This is a genomic window from Pseudactinotalea sp. HY158, from assembly GCF_009660225.1.
GTDB lineage: Bacteria > Actinomycetota > Actinomycetes > Actinomycetales > Beutenbergiaceae > HY158.
Window position 1 is genome coordinate 1,156,806 of the sequence record NZ_CP045920.1, and the last position, 23,613, is coordinate 1,180,418.

At 71.0% G+C, this 23,613-nt stretch carries 19 protein-coding genes; 11 read left to right on the forward strand and 8 right to left on the reverse strand.

Features of this window, described 5'->3' with window-relative positions; translation table 11 throughout:
* The first annotated feature begins 277 nt into the window (after positions 1 to 277).
* The 6 genes from GCE65_RS05130 to GCE65_RS05155 all read left to right on the forward strand — a co-directional run bounded on the left by GCE65_RS05130 (position 278) and on the right by GCE65_RS05155 (position 6,962).
* Positions 278 to 943, forward strand: a complete 666-nt coding sequence (locus tag GCE65_RS05130) for a VOC family protein (protein ID WP_153877625.1) — start codon at positions 278 to 280, stop codon at positions 941 to 943.
* Between the two features lie 258 nt (positions 944 to 1,201).
* On the forward strand, positions 1,202 to 3,037 hold the full coding sequence (locus GCE65_RS05135) for an acetolactate synthase large subunit (protein ID WP_153877626.1): 1,836 nt from the start codon (positions 1,202 to 1,204) through the stop codon (positions 3,035 to 3,037).
* A 17-nt stretch (positions 3,038 to 3,054) separates the two neighbouring features.
* Positions 3,055 to 3,579: an acetolactate synthase small subunit gene (ilvN, locus tag GCE65_RS05140; RefSeq protein WP_152909582.1), complete on the forward strand. Its 525-nt coding sequence runs from the start codon at positions 3,055 to 3,057 to the stop codon at positions 3,577 to 3,579.
* 45 nt (positions 3,580 to 3,624) lie between these two features.
* Positions 3,625 to 4,653, forward strand: coding sequence for a ketol-acid reductoisomerase (gene ilvC, locus GCE65_RS05145; protein ID WP_153877627.1), 1,029 nt, complete (start codon positions 3,625 to 3,627; stop codon positions 4,651 to 4,653).
* 139 nt (positions 4,654 to 4,792) lie between these two features.
* On the forward strand, positions 4,793 to 5,833 hold the full coding sequence (locus GCE65_RS05150) for a 3-isopropylmalate dehydrogenase (RefSeq protein WP_153877628.1): 1,041 nt from the start codon (positions 4,793 to 4,795) through the stop codon (positions 5,831 to 5,833).
* A 37-nt stretch (positions 5,834 to 5,870) separates the two neighbouring features.
* Positions 5,871 to 6,962, forward strand: coding sequence for a branched-chain amino acid aminotransferase (locus tag GCE65_RS05155; protein WP_153877629.1), 1,092 nt, complete (start codon positions 5,871 to 5,873; stop codon positions 6,960 to 6,962).
* A gap of 56 nt (positions 6,963 to 7,018) precedes the next feature.
* Here GCE65_RS05155 and GCE65_RS05160 read toward each other — a convergent pair whose 3' ends face one another.
* Entirely contained in the window at positions 7,019 to 8,812 is a 1,794-nt protein-coding gene (locus tag GCE65_RS05160) for a bifunctional 3'-5' exonuclease/DNA polymerase (RefSeq protein ID WP_194928831.1), read from the reverse strand.
* Positions 8,813 to 9,039: 227 nt separating this feature from the next.
* On the opposite strand from GCE65_RS05160, the gene cimA reads away from it, so the two are divergent.
* Together cimA and GCE65_RS05170 are read left to right on the forward strand one after the other, a co-directional pair.
* A complete protein-coding gene (gene cimA, locus GCE65_RS05165; RefSeq protein WP_152909585.1) occupies positions 9,040 to 10,695 on the forward strand; it encodes a citramalate synthase in 1,656 nt (551 codons plus the stop codon).
* A 13-nt stretch (positions 10,696 to 10,708) separates the two neighbouring features.
* Positions 10,709 to 11,758, forward strand: a complete 1,050-nt coding sequence (locus GCE65_RS05170) for a biotin/lipoate A/B protein ligase family protein (RefSeq protein WP_153877631.1) — start codon at positions 10,709 to 10,711, stop codon at positions 11,756 to 11,758.
* A 13-nt stretch (positions 11,759 to 11,771) separates the two neighbouring features.
* On the opposite strand, the gene trxA is transcribed toward GCE65_RS05170, so the two are convergent.
* Complete coding sequence (gene trxA / locus GCE65_RS05175) at positions 11,772 to 12,155, reverse strand: thioredoxin (RefSeq protein ID WP_153877632.1); 384 nt, start codon at positions 12,153 to 12,155, stop codon at positions 11,772 to 11,774.
* Between the two features lie 119 nt (positions 12,156 to 12,274).
* On the reverse strand, positions 12,275 to 12,607 hold the full coding sequence (locus tag GCE65_RS05180) for a DUF2510 domain-containing protein (RefSeq protein ID WP_153877633.1): 333 nt from the start codon (positions 12,605 to 12,607) through the stop codon (positions 12,275 to 12,277).
* Between the two features lie 81 nt (positions 12,608 to 12,688).
* Between GCE65_RS05180 and GCE65_RS05185 the strand changes: the two genes are divergently transcribed.
* The gene (locus tag GCE65_RS05185) at positions 12,689 to 13,063 is read left to right on the forward strand and encodes a YccF domain-containing protein (protein ID WP_152909587.1); all 375 of its coding nucleotides are present in this window, start codon (positions 12,689 to 12,691) and stop codon (positions 13,061 to 13,063) included.
* A gap of 42 nt (positions 13,064 to 13,105) precedes the next feature.
* Here GCE65_RS05185 and GCE65_RS05190 read toward each other — a convergent pair whose 3' ends face one another.
* Positions 13,106 to 15,232, reverse strand: a complete 2,127-nt coding sequence (locus tag GCE65_RS05190; RefSeq protein WP_153877634.1) for an acyltransferase family protein — start codon at positions 15,230 to 15,232, stop codon at positions 13,106 to 13,108.
* Positions 15,233 to 15,405: 173 nt separating this feature from the next.
* Positions 15,406 to 17,946 (reverse strand): RNA helicase, encoded by a 2,541-nt coding sequence (locus GCE65_RS05195; protein ID WP_153877635.1) that lies wholly within the window; start codon positions 17,944 to 17,946, stop codon positions 15,406 to 15,408.
* Positions 17,947 to 18,146: 200 nt separating this feature from the next.
* Here GCE65_RS05195 and GCE65_RS05200 point away from each other — a divergent pair, with 200 nt between their 5' ends.
* Together GCE65_RS05200 and GCE65_RS05205 are read left to right on the forward strand one after the other, a co-directional pair.
* Positions 18,147 to 18,428, forward strand: coding sequence for a type II toxin-antitoxin system Phd/YefM family antitoxin (locus GCE65_RS05200; protein ID WP_152909590.1), 282 nt, complete (start codon positions 18,147 to 18,149; stop codon positions 18,426 to 18,428).
* The gene (locus tag GCE65_RS05205) at positions 18,425 to 18,823 is read left to right on the forward strand and encodes a type II toxin-antitoxin system VapC family toxin (RefSeq protein WP_153877636.1); all 399 of its coding nucleotides are present in this window, start codon (positions 18,425 to 18,427) and stop codon (positions 18,821 to 18,823) included. Before GCE65_RS05200 ends, GCE65_RS05205 begins: the two co-directional genes overlap by 4 nt.
* Here GCE65_RS05205 and GCE65_RS05210 read toward each other — a convergent pair.
* Genes GCE65_RS05210 through GCE65_RS05220 form a run of 3 tightly spaced genes read right to left on the reverse strand, consistent with a single transcriptional unit; the run spans position 18,792 to position 23,604 of the window.
* On the reverse strand, positions 18,792 to 19,679 hold the full coding sequence (locus tag GCE65_RS05210) for a serine hydrolase (RefSeq protein WP_153877637.1): 888 nt from the start codon (positions 19,677 to 19,679) through the stop codon (positions 18,792 to 18,794). The two genes, GCE65_RS05205 and GCE65_RS05210, sit on opposite strands and share 32 nt — an antisense overlap.
* A 20-nt stretch (positions 19,680 to 19,699) precedes the next feature.
* Positions 19,700 to 22,456, reverse strand: a complete 2,757-nt coding sequence (locus GCE65_RS05215) for a multicopper oxidase domain-containing protein (RefSeq protein ID WP_153877638.1) — start codon at positions 22,454 to 22,456, stop codon at positions 19,700 to 19,702.
* On the reverse strand, positions 22,453 to 23,604 hold the full coding sequence (locus GCE65_RS05220) for a hypothetical protein (RefSeq protein WP_194928833.1): 1,152 nt from the start codon (positions 23,602 to 23,604) through the stop codon (positions 22,453 to 22,455). The genes GCE65_RS05215 and GCE65_RS05220 overlap by 4 nt, the downstream gene beginning before the upstream one ends.
* Between the last annotated feature and the right edge of the window lie 9 nt (positions 23,605 to 23,613).

Consider the following 23,613-nt stretch of genomic DNA (forward strand, 5'->3'; position numbering starts at 1 on the left):
ACCACCCCGCGCTCCGGATGGGAGTGAACACGCGATCGCGGTCGTGAATCGGCAGATTCACGACCGCGATCGCGTGTCCGGGCGTCCGGGTCTCAGCCCTGCAGCCGGCGGCGCCGGACGGCGAGGGCGACGACGAGGAGTTCGACTCCCCGACCCTCGAGCGGCGCGGATCGCTCGGGGCGGCGGTGGGCTGACCGGCGGCGCCCTTCGAGTCCGGGCAGCGGATGATCGCGCGGGCCCCTTGTCGGCAGCGGCGGGTGCGGCGCATCGTGGGGGGATGGCACCACATCTCTCGCCGTCCGACGTCCACGGCGCCGATCTTCCCGACTGGCGGATCTTCCCGGCGACGCTCGCCACGGTCGTGCACACGGGCACGATGATCACCGGGGTCGAGTTCGTCAGCCGGATCATGCAGGTCGCCGAGGAGCACAACCACCATCCCGACGTCGCGCTGTCGTATCCGCGGGTGGTCGTCACGCTCACGAGTCACGATGTCGGCGCGGTGACCGAGCGGGACGTCGCGATGGCCCGGGCGATCACGACCATCGCCGAGGAGATGGAGCTCGCGATGGACCTGGCCGACTTCAAGGTGCTCGAGATCGCGATCGACGCGATGGACCTCGACGCCGTCCGCCCGTTCTGGGAGGCGGTGCTCGGGTACGTGCCCGGGAGCCGCCCCGAGGATCTCGTCGATCCGCTGGGCCTGCGCCCGCTCGTCTGGTTCCAACAGATGGACGTCCCGCGCCCCGAGCGCAACAGCGTCCACCTCGACGTGCACGTGCCCGAGGACGAGGCCGGCGCCCGGGTCGCCGCCGCGCTCGCGGCCGGGGGGAGGCTGGTGGACGGCGGGGCGGCGCCCTCGTTCTGGGTCCTCGCCGACGCCGAGGGGAACGAGGCGTGCGTGTGCACGTGGCGGAGCGAGCCCGACCCCGGCGGAGCGTGACCCGCGGCTACTCGAGACGGTCCGAGTTGTCCATTGGGCGATATCGTGATCCACGATGTGAGACGGGCTGACGTGGTGGGGGACAGGGGCTAGTATGGGCGGCATGCACCAGGTTCTCGTCGTTATTAGCGGGCGCGCGAGCGCGGCCGTCTGATCGACGACCAACCACGCGCGCACCCCTCGACCTCCCACTGGGACGAGGGGTTTTTCATTGTCTGTGAACGTTCGCCCGAACGTTCGGTCCATGGAGGAGGAGCGATGGCTACCAAGGCCCCGCATCCGGCACCCCGCCCGGCGCCCCCACGCCCAGCGCCCGTGCCCGGCACCCAGACCCGCCCTGCGGCGGGCGAAGCGATGACTGGAGCCCAGGCCATCGTCCGGTCGCTCGAGGAGGCCGACGTCGACGTCGTCTTCGGCATTCCCGGCGGCGCGGTCCTCCCCCTCTACGACCCCCTCTTCGACTCGAAGGTGCGCCACATCCTCGTGCGCCACGAGCAGGGTGCCGGTCACGCCGCGACCGGCTACGCCGCCGCGACCGGCCGCGTGGGCGTCTGCATCGCCACCTCGGGGCCGGGCGCCACGAACCTCGTGACCCCGCTCGCCGACGCGCACATGGACTCGGTGCCGATGGTGGCCATCACCGGTCAGGTGGGCGCGAGCATGATCGGCACCGACGCGTTCCAGGAGGCCGACATCGTCGGCATCAGCATGCCGATCACCAAGCACTCCTTCCTCGTGACCGATCCCGCCGAGATCCCCGGCCGGATCGCGGAGGCCTTCCACATCGCCTCGACCGGCCGCCCGGGCCCGGTGCTCGTCGACATCGCCAAGTCCGCGATGGTCGCCGACACGACCTTCGCGTGGCCGGGTGAACTCGACCTGCCCGGCTACCGCGTGGCGACCCGGCCACACATCAAGCAGGTGCGGGAGGCCGCCCGGCTGCTCGCCACGGCCCGCCGGCCGGTGCTCTACGTCGGCGGTGGGGCGATCCGCTCGAAGGCCTCGGCCGAACTGCTCGCGCTGACGAACCTCTCCGGCGCCGCGGTGGTCACCACGCTCATGGCCCGTGGGGCGCTGCCCGACTCCCACCCCCAGCACGTGGGCATGCCCGGCATGCACGGGAACGTCTCGGCCGTCGCCGCGTTGCAGAAGGCCGACCTCGTGGTCGCCCTCGGCGCCCGCTTCGACGACCGGGTCACCGGCCGGCTCGACTCCTTCGCCCCCGGTGCCACGATCGTCCACGCCGACATCGACCCCGCGGAGATCTCCAAGAACCGCCACGCGGACGTGCCGATCGTCGGCGACCTCAAGGAGGTCATGGTCGACCTCGCCGCCGAACTGGCCCGTGAGCACAAGCAGCACGGACTGCCCGACCTCGAGGCCTGGTGGGCACTGCTCGACGACCTGCGCACCCGTTACCCGCTCGGGTGGAGCCCCACGGCGGACGGCCTGCTCGCGCCGCAGCACGTGATCTCCCGCCTCGGTGAGCTCGCGGGCCCGGAGGCCGTCTACGCCGCCGGGGTGGGCCAGCACCAGATGTGGGCGGCCCAGTTCATCCGCTACGAGCGGCCGCGCACGTGGCTCAACTCCGGCGGCCTGGGCACGATGGGCTACGCCATCCCGGCCGCGATGGGAGCCAAGGTGGGCGAGCCGGACCGCGAGGTCTGGGCGGTCGACGGCGACGGCTGCTTCCAGATGACCAACCAGGAACTGGCCACGTGCGCCCTCGAGGGCATCCCGATCAAGACCGCGCTCATCAACAACTCCTCCCTCGGAATGGTGCGCCAGTGGCAGACCCTCTTCTACGGGGAGCGGTACTCGAACACGGACCTGCAGACCGGGCACGAGACCCGGCGCATCCCCGACTTCGTCAAGCTCGCGGAGTCCTACGGGTGCGTGGGGCTGCGGTGCGAGTCGGCCAAGGACGTGGACGCCACGATCAAGAAGGCCCAGGAGATCGACGACGTTCCCGTCGTCATCGACTTCGTGGTCAGCCGCGACGCGATGGTCTGGCCGATGGTGGCCTCCGGCGTGAGCAACGACGACATCCAGTACGCCCGGGGCATCACGCCCGAATTCGACCGAGACGAGTGAGAGGCGAGTCACCCGACATGTCACGACACACACTTTCCGTGCTGGTGGAGAACAAGCCGGGCGTGCTCACCCGCGTCTCGGCCCTCTTCGCCCGCCGTGCCTTCAACATCCATTCGCTCGCCGTCGGCCCGACCGAGCATCCGGACGTCTCCCGCATCACCGTGGTGGTCGATGCCGACGCGAACCCGCTCGAGCAGGTGACCAAGCAGCTGAACAAGCTCGTCAACGTGCTCAAGATCGTCGACCTCGCACCCGAGTCCTCGGTCCAGCGCGAGCTCCTGCTCGTCAAGGTCCGCGCCGACCAGGCGTCCCGCACCGCGGTGCTCCAGGTGGTCGAGCTCTTCCGGGCCCACGTGGTCGACGTCGTCCCCGACGCCGTGACCATCGAGGCCACCGGCTCCGAGGGCAAGCTGTCCGCCCTGCTCACGGCGCTCGAGCCCTACGGGATTCGTGAGATCGTACAGTCGGGAGCCGTCGCCATCGGCCGCGGCTCGAAGTCCATGACCGACCGGGCACTCGACCGGCTCGCGCGCAGCGCCTGAGCCGATCCGTCTTCGCAACACTGATCAATACAAAGGAGAAAACCTGTGGCTGAGCTGTTCTACGACGACGACGCCGACCTGTCCGTTCTCGCCGCCAAGAAGGTCGCCGTCATCGGCTACGGCAGCCAGGGGCACGCCCACGCGCTCAACCTGCGGGACTCGGGCATCGACGTCCGCGTCGGTCTGCGCGAGGGGAGCGCCTCTCGCAAGAAGGCCGAGGACGAGGGCCTGGCGGTGACGTCGGTCGCCGAGGCGACCCGCGAGGCCGACGTCGTCGTGATCCTCGCACCCGACCAGGTCCAGCGCCTCGTCTACCGCGACGAGATCGCCCCGAACCTCGCCGACGGCGCCACCCTCGTCTTCGGGCACGGATTCAACATCCGCTTCGGCTTCATCGAGCCGAAGGACACCGTCGACGTCATCATGGTCGCCCCCAAGGGCCCGGGCCACCTCGTGCGCCGCGAGTTCGTCGACGGCCGCGGCGTGCCCGTGATCGTCGCGGTCGAGCAGGACCCCTCGGGCACAGCGTGGCCGCTCGCCCTGTCCTACGCCAAGGCGATCGGCGGCCTGCGCGCCGCCGGCATCAAGACCACGTTCACCGAGGAGACCGAGACCGACCTGTTCGGTGAGCAGGCCGTCCTGTGCGGTGGCACCTCCCAGCTCGTCCAGTACGGCTTCGAGGTCCTCACCGAGGCCGGCTACCAGCCCGAGGTCGCCTACTTCGAGGTGCTGCACGAGCTCAAGCTCATCGTCGACCTCATGATCGAGGGCGGCATCGCCAAGCAGCGCTGGTCGATCTCCGACACCGCCGAGTACGGCGACTACGTCTCCGGGCCCCGCGTCATCGACCCGCGCGTCAAGGACAACATGAAGGCCGTCCTCGCCGACATCCAGAGCGGCGCGTTCGCGAAGCGCTTCATCGACGACCAGGACGCCGGCGCGCCGGAGTTCAAGGCGCTGCGCGCCAAGGGCGAGGCGCACCCGATCGAGACGACCGGCAAGGAACTGCGCAAGATGTTCGCGTGGGTCAAGCCGACTGACAACGACTACGTCGAGGGGCACGTCGGCCGCTGACCGGTCGGGAGCCGCTCGATTCACCCGTAGTACACCGGACGGGGCCCGCGGGCCCCGTCCGGTCGACCAGACGCCCGGCCCGCGCGGTGGCCCGGCGTGAGATGCACCGTCCACTGGACGCCGAATCAATGTGATGGATATGTCGCGAACGATCAATCTTGCTGTCATCGCCGGGGACGGGATCGGGCCGGAGGTGACCGCCGAGGGGCTGCGCGCACTCGAGGCCGTGCTCGCCGGTTCCGGCACCACCGTGGCCACGACCGAATTCGACCTCGGGGCCGACCGGTGGCACCGCACCGGTGAGGCGCTCACCGATGGCGAGCTCGAACAGCTGACGACCTACGACGCCATCGTGCTCGGCGCCGTCGGCGACCCGTCGGTGCCCTCCGGCGTGCTCGAGCGCGGACTGCTGCTGCGGCTGCGGTTCGCACTCGACCACTACGTCAACCTGCGCCCCTCGAAGCTCTACGCCGGCGTGGCCAGCCCGCTGGCCGATCCGGGAGAGGTGGACTTCGTCGTCGTCCGCGAGGGCACCGAGGGACCGTACGCCGGCAACGGCGGCGTACTGCGGCCGCAGACCCCGCAGGAGATCGCCACCGAGGTGAGCGTCAACACGGCCTACGGGGTCGAGAGGGCCGTGCGCGACGCGTTCGCCCGCGCCCAGGCGCGCCCCCGCAAGAAGCTCACGCTCGTGCACAAGCACAACGTGCTCGTCAACGCCGGGCACCTGTGGCGCCGCACCGTCGAGGCCGTCGGGGCCGAGTACCCCGAGGTCGCGGTCGACTACCAGCACATCGACGCCGCCACGATCTACATGGTCACGAACCCGGCCCAGTACGACGTGATCGTCACCGACAACCTCTTCGGCGACATCATCACCGACCTCGCCGCCGCCATCACCGGCGGCATCGGCCTGGCGGCCTCGGGCAACATCAACCCGGACCGCACCTTCCCGTCCATGTTCGAGCCCGTGCACGGGTCCGCCCCCGACATCGCCGGTCAGGGCAAGGCCGACCCGAGTGCGGCGATCCTCTCGATCGCCCTCCTGCTCGAGCACCTCGGCATGCCCGCCGAGGCGGCCCGCGTGACCGCGGCGGTCGCGGCCGACATCGAGCAGCGGGACGCCACCCCGCGCAGCACCACCGAGATCGGCGATGCCATCATCGCCCGCCTCGGCTGACCCGACCGGTACGCGCCCGAAAGAACAGGTGAGAAGCATGACCGAGGTGTCCACCTTCGCGGTGAAGCCCTCTCCCCATCCTCGCAGCCTCGCCGACCGCGCGGCCGCACTCGAGGACCTCCACTTCGGCAGCGTCTTCACCGACCACATGGCCCGCGCCCGCTGGACCACCGCGGCCGGCTGGGGCGAGCGGCGAGTCGAGGCCTACGCGCCGCTGCAGCTGGATCCGGCGACCGCCGTGTTCCACTATGCGCAGGAGGTCTTCGAGGGGCTCAAGGCCTACCGGCACTCCGACGGCAGCGTGTGGACCTTCCGGCCCGAGGCGAATGCCGCCCGGCTCGCGGCCTCGGCGCGCCGGCTGGCGCTGCCGGAGCTGAGCGAGGCGGACTTCCTCGGCTCGATCGAGGCGCTCGTGCAGACCGACGCCGAGTGGGTGCCCTCGTCCCCGGGGTCCTCGCTCTACCTGCGCCCGTTCATGTTCGCCTCCGAATCCTTCATCGGGGTGCGCCCGAGCGGCGAGGTCGAGTACCTCGTCATCGCCTCCCCGGTCGGGCCCTATTTCAGCGCCGGGTTCACCCCCGTGAGCATCTGGGTCGATCGCGACTTCCATCGGGTCGGCCCCGGAGGCACGGGCGCGGCCAAGTGTGGGGGGAACTACGCGGCGAGCCTGCTGCCGCAGCGGATCGCGGCCGAGAACGGGTGCGAGCAGGTGTGCTTCCTCGATGCCGGGACCAACAGCCGGATCGAGGAACTCGGCGGGATGAACACGTTCTTCGTCACGGCCGACGGCGCCATCCACACCCCGCGGCTGTCGGGCACCATCCTCGAGGGCATCACCCGCTCCTCGATCCTGCAGGTCGCCGAACAGACCGGCCGGCAGGTCCGCGAGCGCGACATCACCCTGACCGAGGTCCTCGACGGCCTCGGCTCGGGTGAGGTGACCGAGGTGTTCGCCTGCGGCACCGCCGCGGTCGTCACGCCCATCGGGCGCCTCAAGTCGACCGACTTCGACGTCGCCATCAACAGCGGCGAGGCGGGGCCGATCACCTCCGAGCTGTACGAGACGATCACCGATATCCAGTACGGACGCCGCCCGGACGCCTTCGGCTGGATGCACCGGCTCGCGTAGGTCTCGCCGGGCGCCGACCCCGGCGCGACCGGGACGCCTTCCCCCGCGCCGGGTGGTCAGATGTGCCCGCTCGGGCCGGGGCGTTCGAGCGTCTCGTCGTAGCGGCTCCCGGCGGCGACGGTCAGAGGGAACGTGATCGGGAAGCTCCCGAACAACAGCCGGCCCGCCTCCGCGGCGGCGGCCTCGATCGCCTCCCGCACCTGCCCGACCCGGTCGGTGGGGCAGTGCACGATGATCTCGTCGTGCAGGAAGTAGACGAGCTCGGGGCGTGCAGAGTCGCTGGGTGAGCTGGGTGACCTGGGTGAGCTGAGTGAGCTGGGGGAGGCGGGGGCCGGCCCGTCGAGGTCGCGCAGCGCGAGCCGCAACCGCGCCATCCAGGCCACCGCCCACTCGGCCGCCGAGCCCTGCACCACGAAGTTCCGGGTGAACCGGCCCCACGCCCGCGCCGCCCGGGGATCGGCCGGTGGGCCCCCGACATGGGCGGGGCTGCGCCGGCCCAGGTGAGTGGACACCCTCCCGCCGCGCTCCCCGATGCGTGCCGCGTCGTCGACGAGCGCCATCGCCCGCGGGTAGGCGCGGCGCAGCAGTGGCATGAGCTCGGCGGAGGTGCCGGTGGTCGAGCCGTACAGGGCGCCGAGCATCCCGACCTTGGCACGCTCCCGGGAATCCGTGAGCCCGGAGGCCACGAGGCCGGTGTACAGGTCCCGGCCGTCTCCGGCGGCGGCGAGGGCGCGGTCGTGGGACATCGCCGCGAGCACCCGCGGCTCGATCTGTGCGGCGTCGGCGACCACGAGTGACCAGCCGGGCTCCGCGGCCACCGCGCCCCGGATGGACTTGGGGATCTGCATCGCCCCACCCCCGTGGGCGGCCCACCGGCCGGTCACCACCGCGGAGGGGAGGTAGTCGGGCCGGAACCGGCCGCGCAGGCGCGTGTGCTCGGGCGGCACGATCCATTCGTCGAGCCAGGCCCAGCCGTTCGCGGCGAGCAGGCGGGCGAGACGCTTATACGCGAGCAGGGGCGTGACCACGGGGTGGAGGGCCGGATCGAGGGCCCGCAGCTCCCACTTGCTCGTGCTCTGGACGGGCACGCCGGCGGCCTGGAGCGCCCGCAGCAGCGCGGCGGGGGAGTCGGGGTTGAGGCGCGGGGCGTGCAGCGCGGCCCGGATCTCCTCGGTGAGGCCCGCCATGACGGCCGGGCGCCGTCCCGCGGCCGGGCGCGGGCCGAGCGTCTGCTCGAGGATCTCCCGGTGCCGGCCGACGTCCCACGGCAACCCGGCCGCATAGATCTCCGCGGCCACGAGCGCGCCCGCGGACTCGGCGGCCGCCAGGAGCCGGAGCCCGGGGCTCGCCGATTCGAGGACGCGGGCGTGCAGCGCATACCGCGCGCGCAACTCGGCCACGGTGGGCGTCGCGGACTGCGTGCTGAACAGCCCGCGCGGTGCCGGATCCGGAGTGTGCGGGGGATGGTGGGACACGTCGAGCCACGGCGGCGTCGTGGGAAGCGCGTCGGCCCTGCCGGAACTGTCGGCACTGTCGGCCCCGCCGGAACTGTCGACCGAGCGCAACAGCCGCTCGACGGCCCGCAGGTCGTGGCAGCGCCGCACGCATCCGAGCCGGTGCAGCGCCGGGCCGTAGGCGCGTGCCGTGTCCGCCCAGACCCACACGATGTCACCGGCGCCCCCCGTTCCGGCCCGACCGGCCCGACCGGCCCGACCGGCTGGATCGGCTGGATCGGCCGGATCCGGCAGGAGCGTGTGGAGCTCCTCGGGCGGCGCGGTGTGGACGGGCCCGTCGCCGACGGCCAGCTCCACGACGTCCTCGTTCGCGTCGCCGGTCAGATAGATCTCCACGTGAGAAGGGTAATCGGGAGCCGGGCGAGGCCGCAGAGGCGATGTGACATACTGGGAAACATGACTCGCCGGTTCACAATCATTCCGTAGCGCGTTCGACACACCACTCGAACGCGCGCACCTCCCTACCCGGGGGGTTTTTTATTGCCACGACACCCATGCGGCACCGACCGACCGGCGGCGATACGCCGGGCCCCTCAGGCCCCGCCTCGAACGCGGAGGACATGATGACCACCCCCACCGGATCGACCACGCACGAACCCGCCCTGGCAGACGCCGGCGACGTGCAGGTCTACGACACGACGCTGCGCGACGGCGCCCAGCAGGAGGGGATGAACCTGTCGGTCGCCGACAAACTGGCGATCATCCCGCTGCTCGACGAACTCGGGGTCGGCTACATCGAGGGCGGCTGGCCCGGCGCGATTCCCCGCGACACGGAGTTCTTCGCCCGGGTGCACAAGGAGGTCGAGCTCACCCACGCGCAGCTCGCGGCCTTCGGGTCGACCCGCAAGCCCGGGGTGGCGGTGCACGAGGACCGGCAGGTGCGCGGCCTGCTCGACTCCGAGGCGCCCGTGATCACGCTCGTGGCCAAGAGCGACATCCGCCACGTCGAGCGCGCACTGCGCACGACCCCGGAGGAGAACCTGGCGATGATCGCCGACACGGTCGCCTACCTCACGGGCGAGGGGCGCACCGTGATCGTCGACGTCGAGCACTTCTTCGACGGCTACCGCTTCGATCAGCACTACGGCCTGCGCGCCGTCGAGACCGCGTTCGGCGCGGGGGCGTCGGTCGTGGCGCTGTGCGACACGAACGGGGGGATGCTGCCGGAGTGGGTGAGCGAGATCGTCACCCTCGTGCGCGCGCGCACAGGCGGTCGCCTGGGCATCCACGCCCACAACGACTCCGGCTGCGCGGTGGCGAACACGATGGCGGCCGTGGCCGCCGGCGCCGCCCACGTGCAGGGCTGCATCAACGGCTACGGGGAGCGCACGGGCAACGCCGACCTGCTCACGGTCGTGGCCAACCTCGAACTCAAGACGGGCCGGCGCCTCCTGCCAGCCGGGCGGCTCGCCGAGTCGACGAGGATCGCGCACGCGATCAGCGAGATCACCAACATCGCCCCCTTCGCGCGCCAGCCCTATATCGGCACGAGCGCGTTCGCCCACAAGGCGGGACTGCACGCCTCGGCGATCCGGATCGACCCGGATCTCTACCAACACATCGACCCGCGCGAGGTCGGCAACGACATGCGCATGCTCGTCTCCGACATGGCGGGCCGGGCCTCGATCGAGCTCAAGGGGCGCGAGCTCGGCTTCGACCTGACCGGTCAGTCCGACCTGCTCACGCGACTGACCACCCGCGTCAAGGATGCGGAGGCGAGTGGATACACCTACGACGCGGCGGACGCATCCTTCGAGCTCATGCTTCGAGAGGAGAAGCAGGGCCGCCGTCCCACGTTCTTCCGGGTCGAGTCGTGGCGTTCGATCGTCACCCACACCGGCGCGGGCGGCACGGTCGACGCACCCGGGGTCGACGCCGAGGCGACCGTCAAGCTCCACACCGGCCCGGGGCTGTCCAGCCGGGTCGTGAGCACCGGGGAGGGGAACGGCCCGGTCAACGCCCTCGATCACGCCCTGCGGCAGGCGCTCATGGCCGCCTATCCGGTGATCGAGGAGTTCACCCTGATCGACTACAAGGTGCGCCTGCTCGACTCCTCGAGTGGCACCGACGCCATCACCCGGGTGCTCATCGAGATGAGCGACGGGGAGCGCACGTGGAACACGGTCGGCGTCGGCGCGAACATCCTCGAGGCCTCGTGGGAGGCGCTCGTCGACGCGATCACCTACGGCCTGCTCGTCCACGGGTGCGAGGCGGCCTAGCTAGAGTGGGGGCGTGAGCAGAGGCGAGTACAAGGTCACCGGAGGCAAGCTCGTCGCCGCGGAGGTGGACGTCTCGGGCGGGGTCATCTCCCGGGCAAGCATCAGCGGGGACTTCTTCCTCGAACCGGACGACGCCCTCGCCGCGATCGACGCCGCGCTCACCGGACTGCCCGCCGACTCCACGGTCGCCACGATGACCGAGGCGGTCGAGGGGGCCACCGCCGGGGCATCGATGGTCGGCTTCACGCCCGAGGCGGTCGCCATCGCCGTCCGGCGGGCGCTCGGCCACGCGTCGAACTGGTCGGAGCACACGTTCGAGGTCGTCCACGGCGATCCGATCCCGCCGGTGCTCAACGTCGCCCTCGATCAGGTGCTGCTCGAGGAGGTCGGCGCGGGCCGCCGCGGCCCCACGCTGCGGCTGTGGGAGTGGACGAGTTCGGCGGTGATCATCGGCTCGTTCCAGTCGGTGCGCAACGAGGTCGACGAGGAGGCCGCGGCCGAGCGCGACGTCGAGGTGATCCGGCGGATCTCCGGCGGCGGGGCCATGTTCATGGAGCCCGGCAACACGATCACCTACTCCCTCTACGTGCCGGGCAGCCTCGTGGACGGGCTGAGCTTCGAGCGCTCCTACGCCTTCCTCGACGACTGGGTGCTCGGCGCGCTCGCAACGGTGGGAATCGAGGCGACCTACGTGCCCCTGAACGACATCTCCTCGCCCGCCGGGAAGATCGGCGGGGCGGCGCAGAAGCGGCTGGCGGGGGGCGCCGTCCTTCATCACGCGACGATGGCCTACGACATCGACGCCGATGCGATGAGCCGGGTGCTGCGGATCGGCCGCGAGAAACTCTCCGACAAGGGCACGAAGTCCGCGAACAAGCGGGTCGACCCGATGCGGCGGCAGACCGGCATGACGCGGGCGGAGGTGATCGCGGCCTTCACGGACTACTTCGCCGCGCGGTACGCGACCGTTCCCGGCGAGATCACGGCCGCGGAGATGGCTCGGGCGCGGGACCTGGTCGAGACCAAGTTCACCGCGCCCGCCTGGCGCAATCGCGTGCCCTGAGGGCGGCGCCGAATCAGCCCTGCTGTGTCGCCCCGGCCGCCTCGGCCTCGGCCAGCTGCCGCCGAACGTCGTCCATGTCGAGGTTCTTGACGGCCTCGACGAGTTCGGTGAAGCTCTGGGCGTTGAGCGCGCCCGCCTGGCGGAACACGAGGATGCCCTCGCGGAAGGCCATGAGGGTCGGGATCGAGGTGATCTGCGCCTGCTGGGCGATCGCCTGCTCCGCCTCGGTGTCCACCTTGCCGAACACCATGTCGGGGTAGGACTGCGACACCTTCTCGTAGATGGGGCCGAACTGGCGGCACGGGCCGCACCATTCCGCCCAGAAGTCCATGAAGACGATGTCGGTGCCGGTCACGGTCTGCTCGAAGGTCTCGGTGGTCACGTTGAGGGTCGTCACGGTTCTCCTGACGGTCGGCCCGCTCGGCTCCTCGGAGTGGCGGGATGAGTGCTTCCACGAGGGAGAACAGGTGTGCCCGGCGAGGTATTCCAGCCTGGTCATGCCGGCCGCGGCGGGGCTCAGCTCATGATGAGGGCGACGCCGCCGTAGACGATGAACAGGGCGAGCACGATGAGTACGATGATCGCGTACCAGCCCGCGGTGCGCATCCGTTGCATCCGCACGTCGCGGACCCGGCGGGGATCGTCCGGTGGCATCGGCGTGGCCATCGGGGAGTCGGCCTGCGCGGAGGTCGCGAGGTAGCCGTATGCCGAGGTGCCGGTGAGGTCCGGCGGGCCGGGCTCGGCTCCCGGGATGCGGGTGCGGGTGTAGGCGGTCCACGCCTCACCGTCCCAGAGCCGGTCGCGTTCCGGCTCGGCGGGATCGGGATACCATCCGGCGGGCTCCTGCACGACCTCATCGTAGGCCCGCCGCGGGTGCGCGGGGGCGGCGAAGGCTTCTCCCGGGCGGCCCGGACGTGCTTGACTTGAGGCATGCGCACGATCCTGAACGTCATCTGGCTCGTCTTCGCGGGGTTCGGGCTCGCCGTCGGCTACACGATCGCGGGCATCGTGTGCTGCCTGCTCATCGTGACCATCCCGTTCGGGATCGCGAGCTTCCGCCTCGCCGGCTACGTGCTGTGGCCGTTCGGACGCGAGATCCTCGAGCGGCCGCGCGCCGGCGCGGTGACGGCGATCGGGAACGTGATCTGGTTCGTGGTCGCGGGCCTGTGGCTCGTGCTCGCCCACCTGATCACCGCCGTGTTCCTGCTGCTGACGATCATCGGCATCCCGCTCGCCTACGCCAACCTCAAGATGATCCCGCTCGCCCTCGCCCCGCTCGGCAAGCGCATCGTGCCCCGCGCCTGAGGGCGTGCCCGAGCCGCGAACTCGCGGGCGACTCGCCCGCGCCTACCTCGCGGCCCGGCCGATGAGTCCGTGCCCGTCGAGGGCGGAGTGGATGTACGGGGTGAGCGTTCGCATGAATGCGGGCGTGACGTGCTGCTCATCGCGATAGATGAGCGTGCTGCCGGCCACGGCGGGACACACCGCCCGAGTGCAGTATCGGTCGGTCAGGTCGATGAACGAGACGCCGGATTGTGGAGTGCTCAGGGCTGGACGCTGCCAATCCTGCGGCATGGATTCGTCGCGCGAGCGCTCGCACTGCTCAGGATCGTCGAGGTGCTCGGACACGCACTCGTTCGTGGCATCGCTCGGGAGCATGAGGGGATTGTCCGCGATGACGGCGACGGGAATGCCGAGGGCCGTGACACTCGTCCATGCCTCGCGGAATCCGGTGACCGGATCGGGCACGCTCTCGTTCTGCACGAACGGCAGGGCCGTTCGTGACGAGGTGACCATGAGGTCGGGGCGCAGTTCCGCCAGGGCGGCGAGAGTCTGCTCGTTCGCCTCGAGGCACGGACCACCACGATCGGCGTCACTCACCCGCTGTGCCGTGGACCATGGGCAGCTGGAATGGAAGTACGTGACGACGTGCCAGTCGTACTCACCCGCGAGTTGCTGGAAGGCTGGAAGGTACTGCTCGATGTGCGAATCGCCGACCAGGGCGACCGTGAAGGCGGAGTCCACGTCTCCGAACTCACAGACGGGCGTGGTGTCCGCGGACATGGTGCTCTTGCACCTGCCCTCGGCGCCTTCAGGGAGTTCCGACCGGGCATCGATCGGGCTGGGCACGATCACGCCGATCGGTGCACCCGCCGCGAATTCTCGATAGTCCTGGCTGAAGATGGACGCCGCGCCCATTCCGGGCGGTGGCGAGGTCGCCAACTGCTCGGCAGACGCCGCCATGGCGGCGGTGCGCGCGTCCAGGGTGATGAATCCGACGGAAGCAGCGCACACACCCACTGTGATGGCGGTCGTGCCCGTGATGAGGACCCGTCTCGGGCTGAGCGTGCGCAACCGACCGCTGATGAACGGCAACTCGATCCACTGGCGGCAGAGGTGAGCAAGTATCCCTGCGAGGACCAGTACGGCCAGGGCCCGAAGCCAGGCCGGGGAGGCCGGCCATAGTGCCGCCAATAGGACGACGACGGGCCAATGCCAGAGGTAGAGCGAGAACGAGACATCGCCGAGCCACGTCACCGGCCGAGATGTGAAGAGCGACTGCCGGCGCGGGCCGATCCCGCCGGCGATCACAAGGAGCGAACCGAGCACTGGCACGACCGCCGCGATGCCCGGGAAGGCAGTGGTGCCGCTGAACGTGAGCATCGCCAGGAGGATGAGCGCGAAGCCGCCGGCGGTCGCTGCAGGGCGTGAGCGGTTGCGCTCCTGCGTCAGGATGCATGCGAGCAGGCCACCCGCACTCAATTCCCAGATTCGCGTCGGTGTCACGAAGTAGGCGGATGGTTCGCCCGAACTGGTGATCACGATGGAGAGCACCAGCCCGGCGAGGGTCACCGTCGCGAGGATCGCCCCGATGGCGTGCCGATGCCGCCAACCGCGCCGCCCCGCGAGACCGATGAGAAGGAGGAAGACCAGCGGCCAGACCAGGTAGTACTGCTCCTCGACGGAGAGGCTCCAATAGTGCTGGAAGAGGCTCGGCGCCTGCCCCTCGGCGAGATAGTCCACCGACTCCGATGCGAGGAGCCAATTCTCGAAGAAGAGCGATGAGCCGAGTGCGTGTCTGGCCAGGCCCTCCCAGCGCATGGGCGGGAGGAGCAGGAGTCCGGCCGCCACGGTCACGACGATGGTCGTCGTGGCGGCGGGGAGGATTCGGCGGGCGCGACGTGAATAGAATCGGATCAGCGAGATTCGGTCGGCGTCTCGGGCCTCGCGCAACATGATGCCGGTGATGAGGAAGCCGGAGATGACGAAGAATACGTCGACGCCGACGTAGCCACCGGGGAAGAACGTTGGTGCCACGTGGAACGCGACAACCAGCGCGACGGCGAGAGCACGCAGGGCATGAACGTCAGGACGGAAGCGGCCGGGTAGCTTCGCCTGTGGACCTGTGGACCTGTGGACCTGTGGACCTGTGGACCTGTCGCTGGACACGGAGGAAGTCATCTCAGTCGACATCACCCCTCCTCGACCTGACGCCTATCGCACTCAAAGATACATACTGTCCGGCCCGCCTCCGTGGAGAGCGAGCGTCGTCCGCGCGGCGGATCGAGACAACGGAGCGACACCTATCCAGTGCAGAACGGCTCGACGTGTCCACCGGCAGGCAGCAGCGTGCCGGCGGGCGCTCCTCAGCCCGTGAGCGGCCCGAGCCCGGTCACGTGCACGACGGCCTCGCCCGCCTCGGCGCTCGCAGCCAGGTCGACCTCAAGGGTCATCCGCCAGTCGTGGTCGCCGGCGGGGTCGGCGAGCACCTGGGTCACCTCCCAGGTGGCCGGGTGCTTGACGATCGAGGTCATCGACGCGGCCCGGGCGGCGTTGCCGGTGCCCAGGTCGGTGTACTCCTGCCAGTACGGCTCCATGCGTTCGGCCCACTCGGCCGCCGTCCACTCCCCGTCGAGGTCGGCGAGGCTCCGGTAGTCCTCGCGGTCGAGCAGGTCGATCCGCCTGTGGACGGCGTTGCGCACCATGACCGTGAACGCGCGTTCGTTCTCGGTCACCGGCCGATCACTACGGAAGGCCGGTTCGTCGTCCGTAGGCGTGAGGGCGCGGGCGGCGGCCGCGGGATCGCCCGAGGCGATCGCCTCCCACTCGGCGAGCAGGGAGGAGTCGACGGAGCGGACGGTCTCCGTGAGCCACGCCGTCAGGTCCGTCAGCTCCTCGGTGCGCTTCTCCTCGGGCACGAGCTGCCGCAGGGCCTTGGCCATGTCATTGAGGTAGCGCAGCACGACCCCCTCGGACCGGGCGAGGGAGTAGTGGGAGATGAACTCCGCGAAGGTCATCGCCGACTCCGCCATCTCCCGGACCACGGATTTGGGTCGCAGCTCGTGGTCGCGCACCCACGGGTGCACGCTCGCGTACTCGGCGAGGGCCGCGCCGAGGAGCTCGGCCAGCGGCTTGGGATAGGTGACCTCCTCGAGCGCGTTCATCCGGTCGGTGTAGTCCATCCCGTCGGCCTTCATCTGGGCCACGGCCTCACCCCGGGCGGCCTTCTCCTGCGCGATGAGCACGGGGCGGGGATCCTCGAGCGTGGCCTCGAGCACCGAGACCACGTCGAGCGCGTAGTCCTCGTCGTCGGGGTCGAGCAGTTCGAGCGCCGCGAGCGCGAACGGCGACAGCGGGGCGTTGAGCGCGAAGTCCTCCGGAAGATCCTGGGTGAGGCGCACCCGCCGCCCGAACGAGTCCGGCTCGCTCAGGTGCTCGACCACGCCGGCCGCCTTGAGGGAGCGGAAGATCCGAACCGCCGCGCGCACGTGCGGGTTCCAGGCCGTGGCGGGCTCATGGTTCTCGGTGATGAGCCGGCGCATCACCTCGACCGGGTCCTCCCAGCGCGCGAGGGTGTTGAGCACGAGCGCGTGGGAGATGCGGAACTGGGACGTGAGCGATTCGGGCTGGGAGTCGCGGAGCCGCTCGAAGGTCTTGTCGGTCCAGTTCACGGCGCCCGCGGGGGCCTGCTTGCGCACGACCTTGCGCTTCTTGCGCTCGTCGTCGCCGGCCTTCGCGAGCGCCTTCGCGTTCTCGATCACGTGCTCGGGGGCGAGCACGAGCACCTCACCGAGGGTGTCGTAGCCCGCCCGCCCCGCCCGGCCGGAGATCTGATGGAACTCCCGGGCGTTGAGGTGGCGCTGGCGCCGGCCGTCGAACTTCGTCAGCCCGGTGAGCACGACCGTGCGGATCGGCACGTTGATGCCCACGCCGAGGGTGTCGGTGCCGCAGATGACCTTGAGCAAGCCCGCCTGGGTGAGGCGCTCCACCAGCCGGCGATAGCGGGGGAGCATGCCGGCGTGATGCACGCCGATGCCGTGCCGCAGCAGCCGCGAGAGCGTGCTTCCGAAGCCCTTCGCGAACCGGAAGTCCCCGATCGCGTCGGCGATCTCGTCGCGCTCGGCGCGGCTCACGAGCTTGAGCGAGCTGAGCGACTGGGCCCGCTCGACGGCGGCCGCCTGGGTGAAGTGCACGACGTACACGGGGGCCCGGTGCGTGCTCACGAGTTCCGCGAGCAGATCCTGGAGCGGCTCGACCACATAGCTGAACGTGAGCGGCACCGGCCGCTCGGCCGAGTCGATCACGGCCACGGGTGCGCCCGTGCGGCGGGTGAGGTCGCCTGCGAAGAACGAGACGTCGCCGAGGGTGGCCGAGAGCAGCACGAACCGGGCCTCGGTCAGCTCGAGCAGGGGGATCTGCCACGCCCAGCCGCGCTGCGGGTCGGCGTAGAAGTGGAACTCGTCCATGACGACGATCCCGAACGGGGTCTCCGCCCCCTGGCGCAGCGCCTGGTTCGCGAGCACCTCGGCGGTGCAGCAGATGATCGGCGCGTCCGGGTTGATCGAGGAGTCGCCCGTGGCCATGCCGACGTTCTCCGGGCCGAACACCTCGACCAGGTCGAAGAACTTCTCCGACACGAGCGCCTTGAGCGGAGCCGTGTACACCGACCGCTGCCCGCGCGCGAGCGCCACCGCGTGGGCGGCCACCGCGATGAGCGACTTGCCCGACCCGGTCGGCGTGGAGGCGATGACGTGGGAGCCCGTGACGATCTCCAGCAGCGCCTCCTCCTGGTGCGGGTACAGCTCGAGCCCGCGCGCGGCCGCCCACTCGGAGAATGCGAGCACGAGCTCGTCGTCGTCCGGGTGGGAGTTCGCCGGCGGGAGCTGGGGGGAGGCTGAGGAGGTCATCACCCGCCAGTCTGCCGCACGTGGCCGACATCGCCGCATCGGCTTCGGTTCCGGCCCGCCCGGTCGGCCTGTGGACGACGCCCGCCCGGCTCTGCGGGCGTGCCCGGTTCGGGTGTTCTCCCGGGGCGTCGACGCGGTCCGCGGTCCCGGGGAGGCCAGGTACCTGTCACAGCTGTCGCACGAGCGCTACGCTCGGGGGCATGAGTATCGACCATCACGAGCCGGAGAGCCTGTCGCAGCGCGAGCTGCGTAACGAGTCCGGACGCGTGCTCCGGTCGGTGAGCGAGGGGCGCTCCTTCGTGCTGACCAATAGCGGGGTGCCGGTCGGGCGGATCGTGCCGCTCGACACGCCGACCCCCTCCCTCAGAATTGCTCGGCCTGTGCGGAGAGTGGGTGGTTGGGCCGCGCTCGGGATCGTCCGCAGGCCCGCGGCCCGGAGCCTTGCCGCCGTTCTGGACGAGTTGCGCGCGGACCGCCTGTGACCGTCTACGTCGATACCTCGGCCTTGGGGGCGTTGCTCGTCGACCAGCCCGAGAGTGCTGCGCTGCTGGACTGGCTCGACCGGACGTCCGCCGCATTGGTCTCCAGCGACCTTCTCGAGACCGAGTTGCGCCGCCTCGCGAGGCGGGAGGGGCTGGAGCAGGTCGATGTGACCCGGCTTCTGGATGGAGTGGCGCTGGCGGCCCTCGACCGGGCCGTGTACCGCAGCGCCGGCTACCTGCCGATGCCGTACCTGCGCACCCTGGATGCGCTGCACTTGGAGGCCGCACTACGGCTCGATGCCTCCGCCGTCCTGACGTATGACCACAGGCTCGGCGACGCGGCGCGCGCCGCGGGTCTGGATGTCATCGCCCCGGGACGGGCGCACCCGGGCTGAGAGCCCAGTGATGCCCGCTACCCGCTCCGGGCCGGTGGGCCTCGAGGATCTCGGCGTTGAGGTCGGGCCAGATCGCCCCGTGCACGGACTCCCGGAACGAGAGCTCCCCGAGGAAGGCGGCCACGAGGCCGGCGTTCGGGTCGACCCAGAGGAACGAGCCGGACTGGCCGAAGTGGCCGAACGTGGCCGGGTCGGCGCCGGGGGCGGTCCAGTGCGGCGACTTCGCGGCGCGGATCTCGTACCCGAGGCCCCAGTCGTTCGGGCTCTGGCGCCCGAAGCCCGGCAGCACGCCGTCCAGGCCCGGGAACTGCACGGTGCGCGCCTGCGCACCGAGCTCGGCCGAGATGAGCGTGGGCGTGAGGAGCTCGATCCCCAGGCCCAGCACGTCCAAGACGTTCCCGCTCGCGGCGTGGGCGGCGCTGCCGGTGAACTCGACCGAGTCGAGCTCGAGCGGCTCGAGCACGGCCACATGGACCCACGTGGGGAAGTCCATGCCGACCCGGGCGGCGACGTGCTCGGCGAGGGCCTCGAAGCCGAGATTGGAATACACCCTCCGCCGCCCGGGCGCCTGCGCGGGGGCGCCGGCCTCGAACGGCAGTCCGGAGGCGTGCGCGAGCAGATGCCGCACCGTCGCCCCCTCGGGACCGGCGGGCTCGTCGAGGCGCACGTGCCCCTGCTCGATCGCCACGAGCGTGGCGAGCGCGGCGAGCGGCTTCGTCACCGACTTCCACGGGTACACGCCCTCGACGTCGCCGTCGACGCTGAGCACGTGGCTCGCATCGGCCACGACGAGCGCGGTCGGGAAGTCGAACCGGGCGAGGCTCGGATACGTCGGCTGATCGGAGTTGGTGGCCACGGCGCCAGGCTACCCGTCCCTCACTCGCTCACCTCGACGATCCCGCGGGCGCCGCGCTCGGCATCGGCCATGACGTGGTTGATCATCGGGTAGTGGCCGGCCTCGACGAAGACCGTCTCCACGAATCCGCCCTGGGCGGCGAGCAGGTCGAGTGCCTGCGATCCGCCCGCATCGTAGCCGGGCGGGTCGAGCGGCCCGCGGCCGTCCTTGAGCAGATACGTGCCCTCCTTGTACACGGTGTCGAACTGGGCGCCGACGATGTGGAAGCTCAGCGGCCGGTTCGGTCCGATGTCGAGGAGCCAGAACCGCACCCGCTCGCCGACCTTCGCCTGCAGCGGATTGTCGAGGTACTGGTTGACGAAGCCGTTGAACATGACGGCGTCGACCTGCTCGGTCGCCGCCTTCGTCGCATCCACCTCCATGGGCTCACTGAGCTCACCGGAGGTGCCCGCCGCACCCGCGGTGTCCAGGTACAGCTCGGACTGGGTGATGACATAGGACCGGTCCACCTCCGGCAGCCCCGGCGGCTCGATAACGATCGCGCCCGCCATGCCGGCCGCGATGTGGGCGGTCATCGGCATCGTGCCGCAGTGGTACATCCACATCCCGGCCCGCTTCGCCGTGAACGTGTACTCGAGGGATTCGCCCGGAGCGATGTCGCGCATCGGCTCGTCGGGCGCCAGTTCGCTCGCGTGGAAGTCGATCGAGTGCCCCATCGTGCCGTCGTTGATCAGCGTCACCTTGAACGTGTCGCCCACCCGCCCGTGCAGCGTCGGCCCGGTCGAGGAGCCGTTATAGGTCCAGCGCACCTGCCGCACCCCGGGGGCGACCTCGGTGGGCACGTCGGTCACCCGCATCGTGACCTCGTGCTCGGTCTCCTCGGTCAGCGGCGGCAGCTCCGGGTCGAAGCCGGTGAAGTCCTCGGGCCAGGGGGCCATGAAATCGATCGGTGAGGACGAATCACCCGCATCACTCGAGGAGCCCGTGCCGCCGTGCATGCCACCCATGTCACCCGGGCCACCCATGTCACCCATGCCGTTCATGCCATCGGTGCCGCCGGTCCGGTCCGAGCCGCCGGCCTGCCCGCCGGTGGCGACGACCTCGAAGACCATCCCCATCTGCCGGTGCCCCACGATCGAGCACCAGCCGTCGATGTCCGCGCCGACGACGCCCACCTCGAGCGTGGTCGACTCGCCCGGGGCCAGCCGCCCGGAGTTCGCGCCGTCGGCGAGCACGAGGTCGTGCACCTCCGCCTCGTCGGCGTTCGTCAGGTTGATCACGAGCTCGTTGCCCACGGGCACCTCGACGGACGCCGGGTGGAAGCGCATGTCGCTCATGGTGACGTCGACCGTGGTCACCTCGCCGGTGGCGGTCACCGCACTCGTGTCGTCGGCGGCCGGCCGGTCGGCCCCCGCCGTCGGGAAGCCCGCGGCGGCCGGGTCGAGGCCCACGCCGAGCGCGGCACCGACGGCGATGACCGTCACCCCGGCGATGAGCTGCGGCCGCGACCACGACAGCGTGAGGGCGCGCTCGGCCCGGTCGTGGGTGGGCGCCCCGCCCCGGGCGGGCGGGCTCGCCTGGGCCGCCCGCTTCGCCCGGATCCCGGCCGCGAGCCCGGTGAGGATGAACACGAGCGTGCTCGCGAGCGCCACGAGGGTCACGGCCGAGAGCACGACCCGCACGAGGCTCGGCACGGGCAGCAGGCACGCGGCGAGGCCGAGGTTGACCACGACCACCCGCCACGTGCCCCACCGCTCCATGCCCTTCATCGTCGCCCGCAGCACCGACGGGCCGCCGCCGAGCACGACGGGCAGCAGGTAGCTGAGCGCCCCGAAGAGCACCTGGAGGGCGAAACCCACGAGGAAGATCACGGTGAGATTGCCGTAGGAGCCGGCGAGCGCCGTCCATCCGCGGCCGAGCAGGGCCACGCCCATGGTCACGAGGCCGATCGGCAGCCAGAGCAGGCCCGCGCCGACCGAGAGCGTGGGGAACGCGTACGGGGGCCGGTTGCGGGCGGCGACCAGGATCGGCCAGTAGACGACGAGCGCGCCGGCCAGGTAGCACGCGATCCCGGCCGCGGCGAGCGGCTCGAGACCCACGAGCGGGCCGGCGATCACGGCGGCGAGCCCGACGAGCAGCACCGGCAGCGCGCGGCGGGAGGTCCGCTCCGAGCCCTCGGCCATGCGGGTGCGCAGCATCGTGGGCCACAGCGTGACGAGCGTGCCGAGGATGCTCAGCCCGATCCAGCCGAGCAGGTTCGTCATCGTGTGCGCCACGAGGAGCCGGCCGTGCCACGGGTCCCCCAGCCCCCGGGCGAGCAACACCCCGAACGTGGCCCCGACCGGCAGCATCGCCGCGGCCGCGACGTAGTAGCGCACCGTGATGCGGAACCGCCCGGGCAGGGCGACCCGCAGGCGCCGCACGAGCATGACCCCGTGCCAGGCCACGGCGACGCTGATGGCCGCGGCCCCGGCGATCGTCAGCGGCCACAGCGTCAGCGGCACCCCGGCGAACACGGCGACGGCTCCGACGTGGAACAGCCCCAGGCGCAGCGACTGTCTCCGGCGCGGCTCGATCGACTTGGTCTTGAGCAGCGCGTCGGCGAAGTGCACGCTCCAGACCATGACCGAATGGGTGAGCGCGCCCAGGGCCACGAGGTGCACCATGAGCCACCGGGAGTCGGCGAAGAACGGGTGGACGAGGCTGACGAGCACCGCCACGAACAGCCAGATGACGACGGGCCGGTCACGCATGAACCACGTGCCACGAGTACTCACGAATCACTCCGGGGGATGGACGACGTCGGGTCGGGTGGGGCGGGCCGGCTCACCTGTGCTCGGGTCGCCCGGGCTCGGGGTGCCGGTTCGGGGCGGGCGCGCGGGCCGAGCAGGCTCGAGGTGGCGGCCACGCCCACGAACAGCAGCAGCGCGATGACGTTGACGACCGAGCCGGCGCGCCAGGCCGCGGTGATCCCGGCGAGGTCACCGGCGGCGACCCGCACGACCAGCCCCGCGTGCAGGAGCGCGAGCGGGGCCCACATGACCGCCCGGTAGGGCAGCGGCCGGCGGAGCACGGCGGGCAGGATGATCGGGGCGTGCGCCATGACCATCGAGATCGCGAAGCCGAGCATGACCGAGTGCACCACGAGGTCGTAGAGCGCGCCGGAGCGCTGATCGCCGGCGACGAGCCAGGCCGCAGCGGCCACGAGCAGCCACGCGTAGCCGGCCAGGAGCGCGGCGGCGCTGAAGCGGGGCAGCCCCGAGGACCGCACGAGGGTCCGGGCGAGATCGTGGCGCACGAGCCAGATCACGAAGAGCCCGAGCACGAGCCCGGTGGCGCGCGCGCCCCACGCGGGCCAGGGGAGCGTGGCGGTGATCGTCAGGGTCAGGGCGGTGGCCGCGAGCACGAGGGTGCGCCCGCCCGTGGCGGGCATCGCCAGCCGCGCGAGCTCCACGCGCTCGGCCCCGATCGTGAGCACGAGGAAGCCCACGAGCCAGGGCATGATCCACGGCAGCGGCAGCCAGATCCACAGCGTGAGCGGGATGAGCAGGTGCACGGCGCCGAGGAGCTGCACGAGCACGACGTCGTCGTGATTGCGTCGCCACAGCGCCAGGTAGATCGCGATGAATCCGATCACCCCCTCGACGAGGAAGAGCTGCCCGAGCAGCGCCGGGAGTGGGGTGAGCAGCAGGAGTGCCCCGACGCCGAGGAGCGCCGGGGCGCAGAACGCCCAGGCCTGCCGCAGCGCCACGGCCCGCTCGAGGCAGATGAGCGTGCCGAGGAAGCCGCCGACCATGAGGATGCCGTGCAGGTCGGCCCACGCCGGCGCCTGCACCGGGGCCGGGACGCCGAGCAGCAGGAGCGCCGCGTTCAGACCCGCGAGCATGGCGAGCCCGGCGGGGACGAGGAAGGCCAGGCGGAGCATGGGGGTACC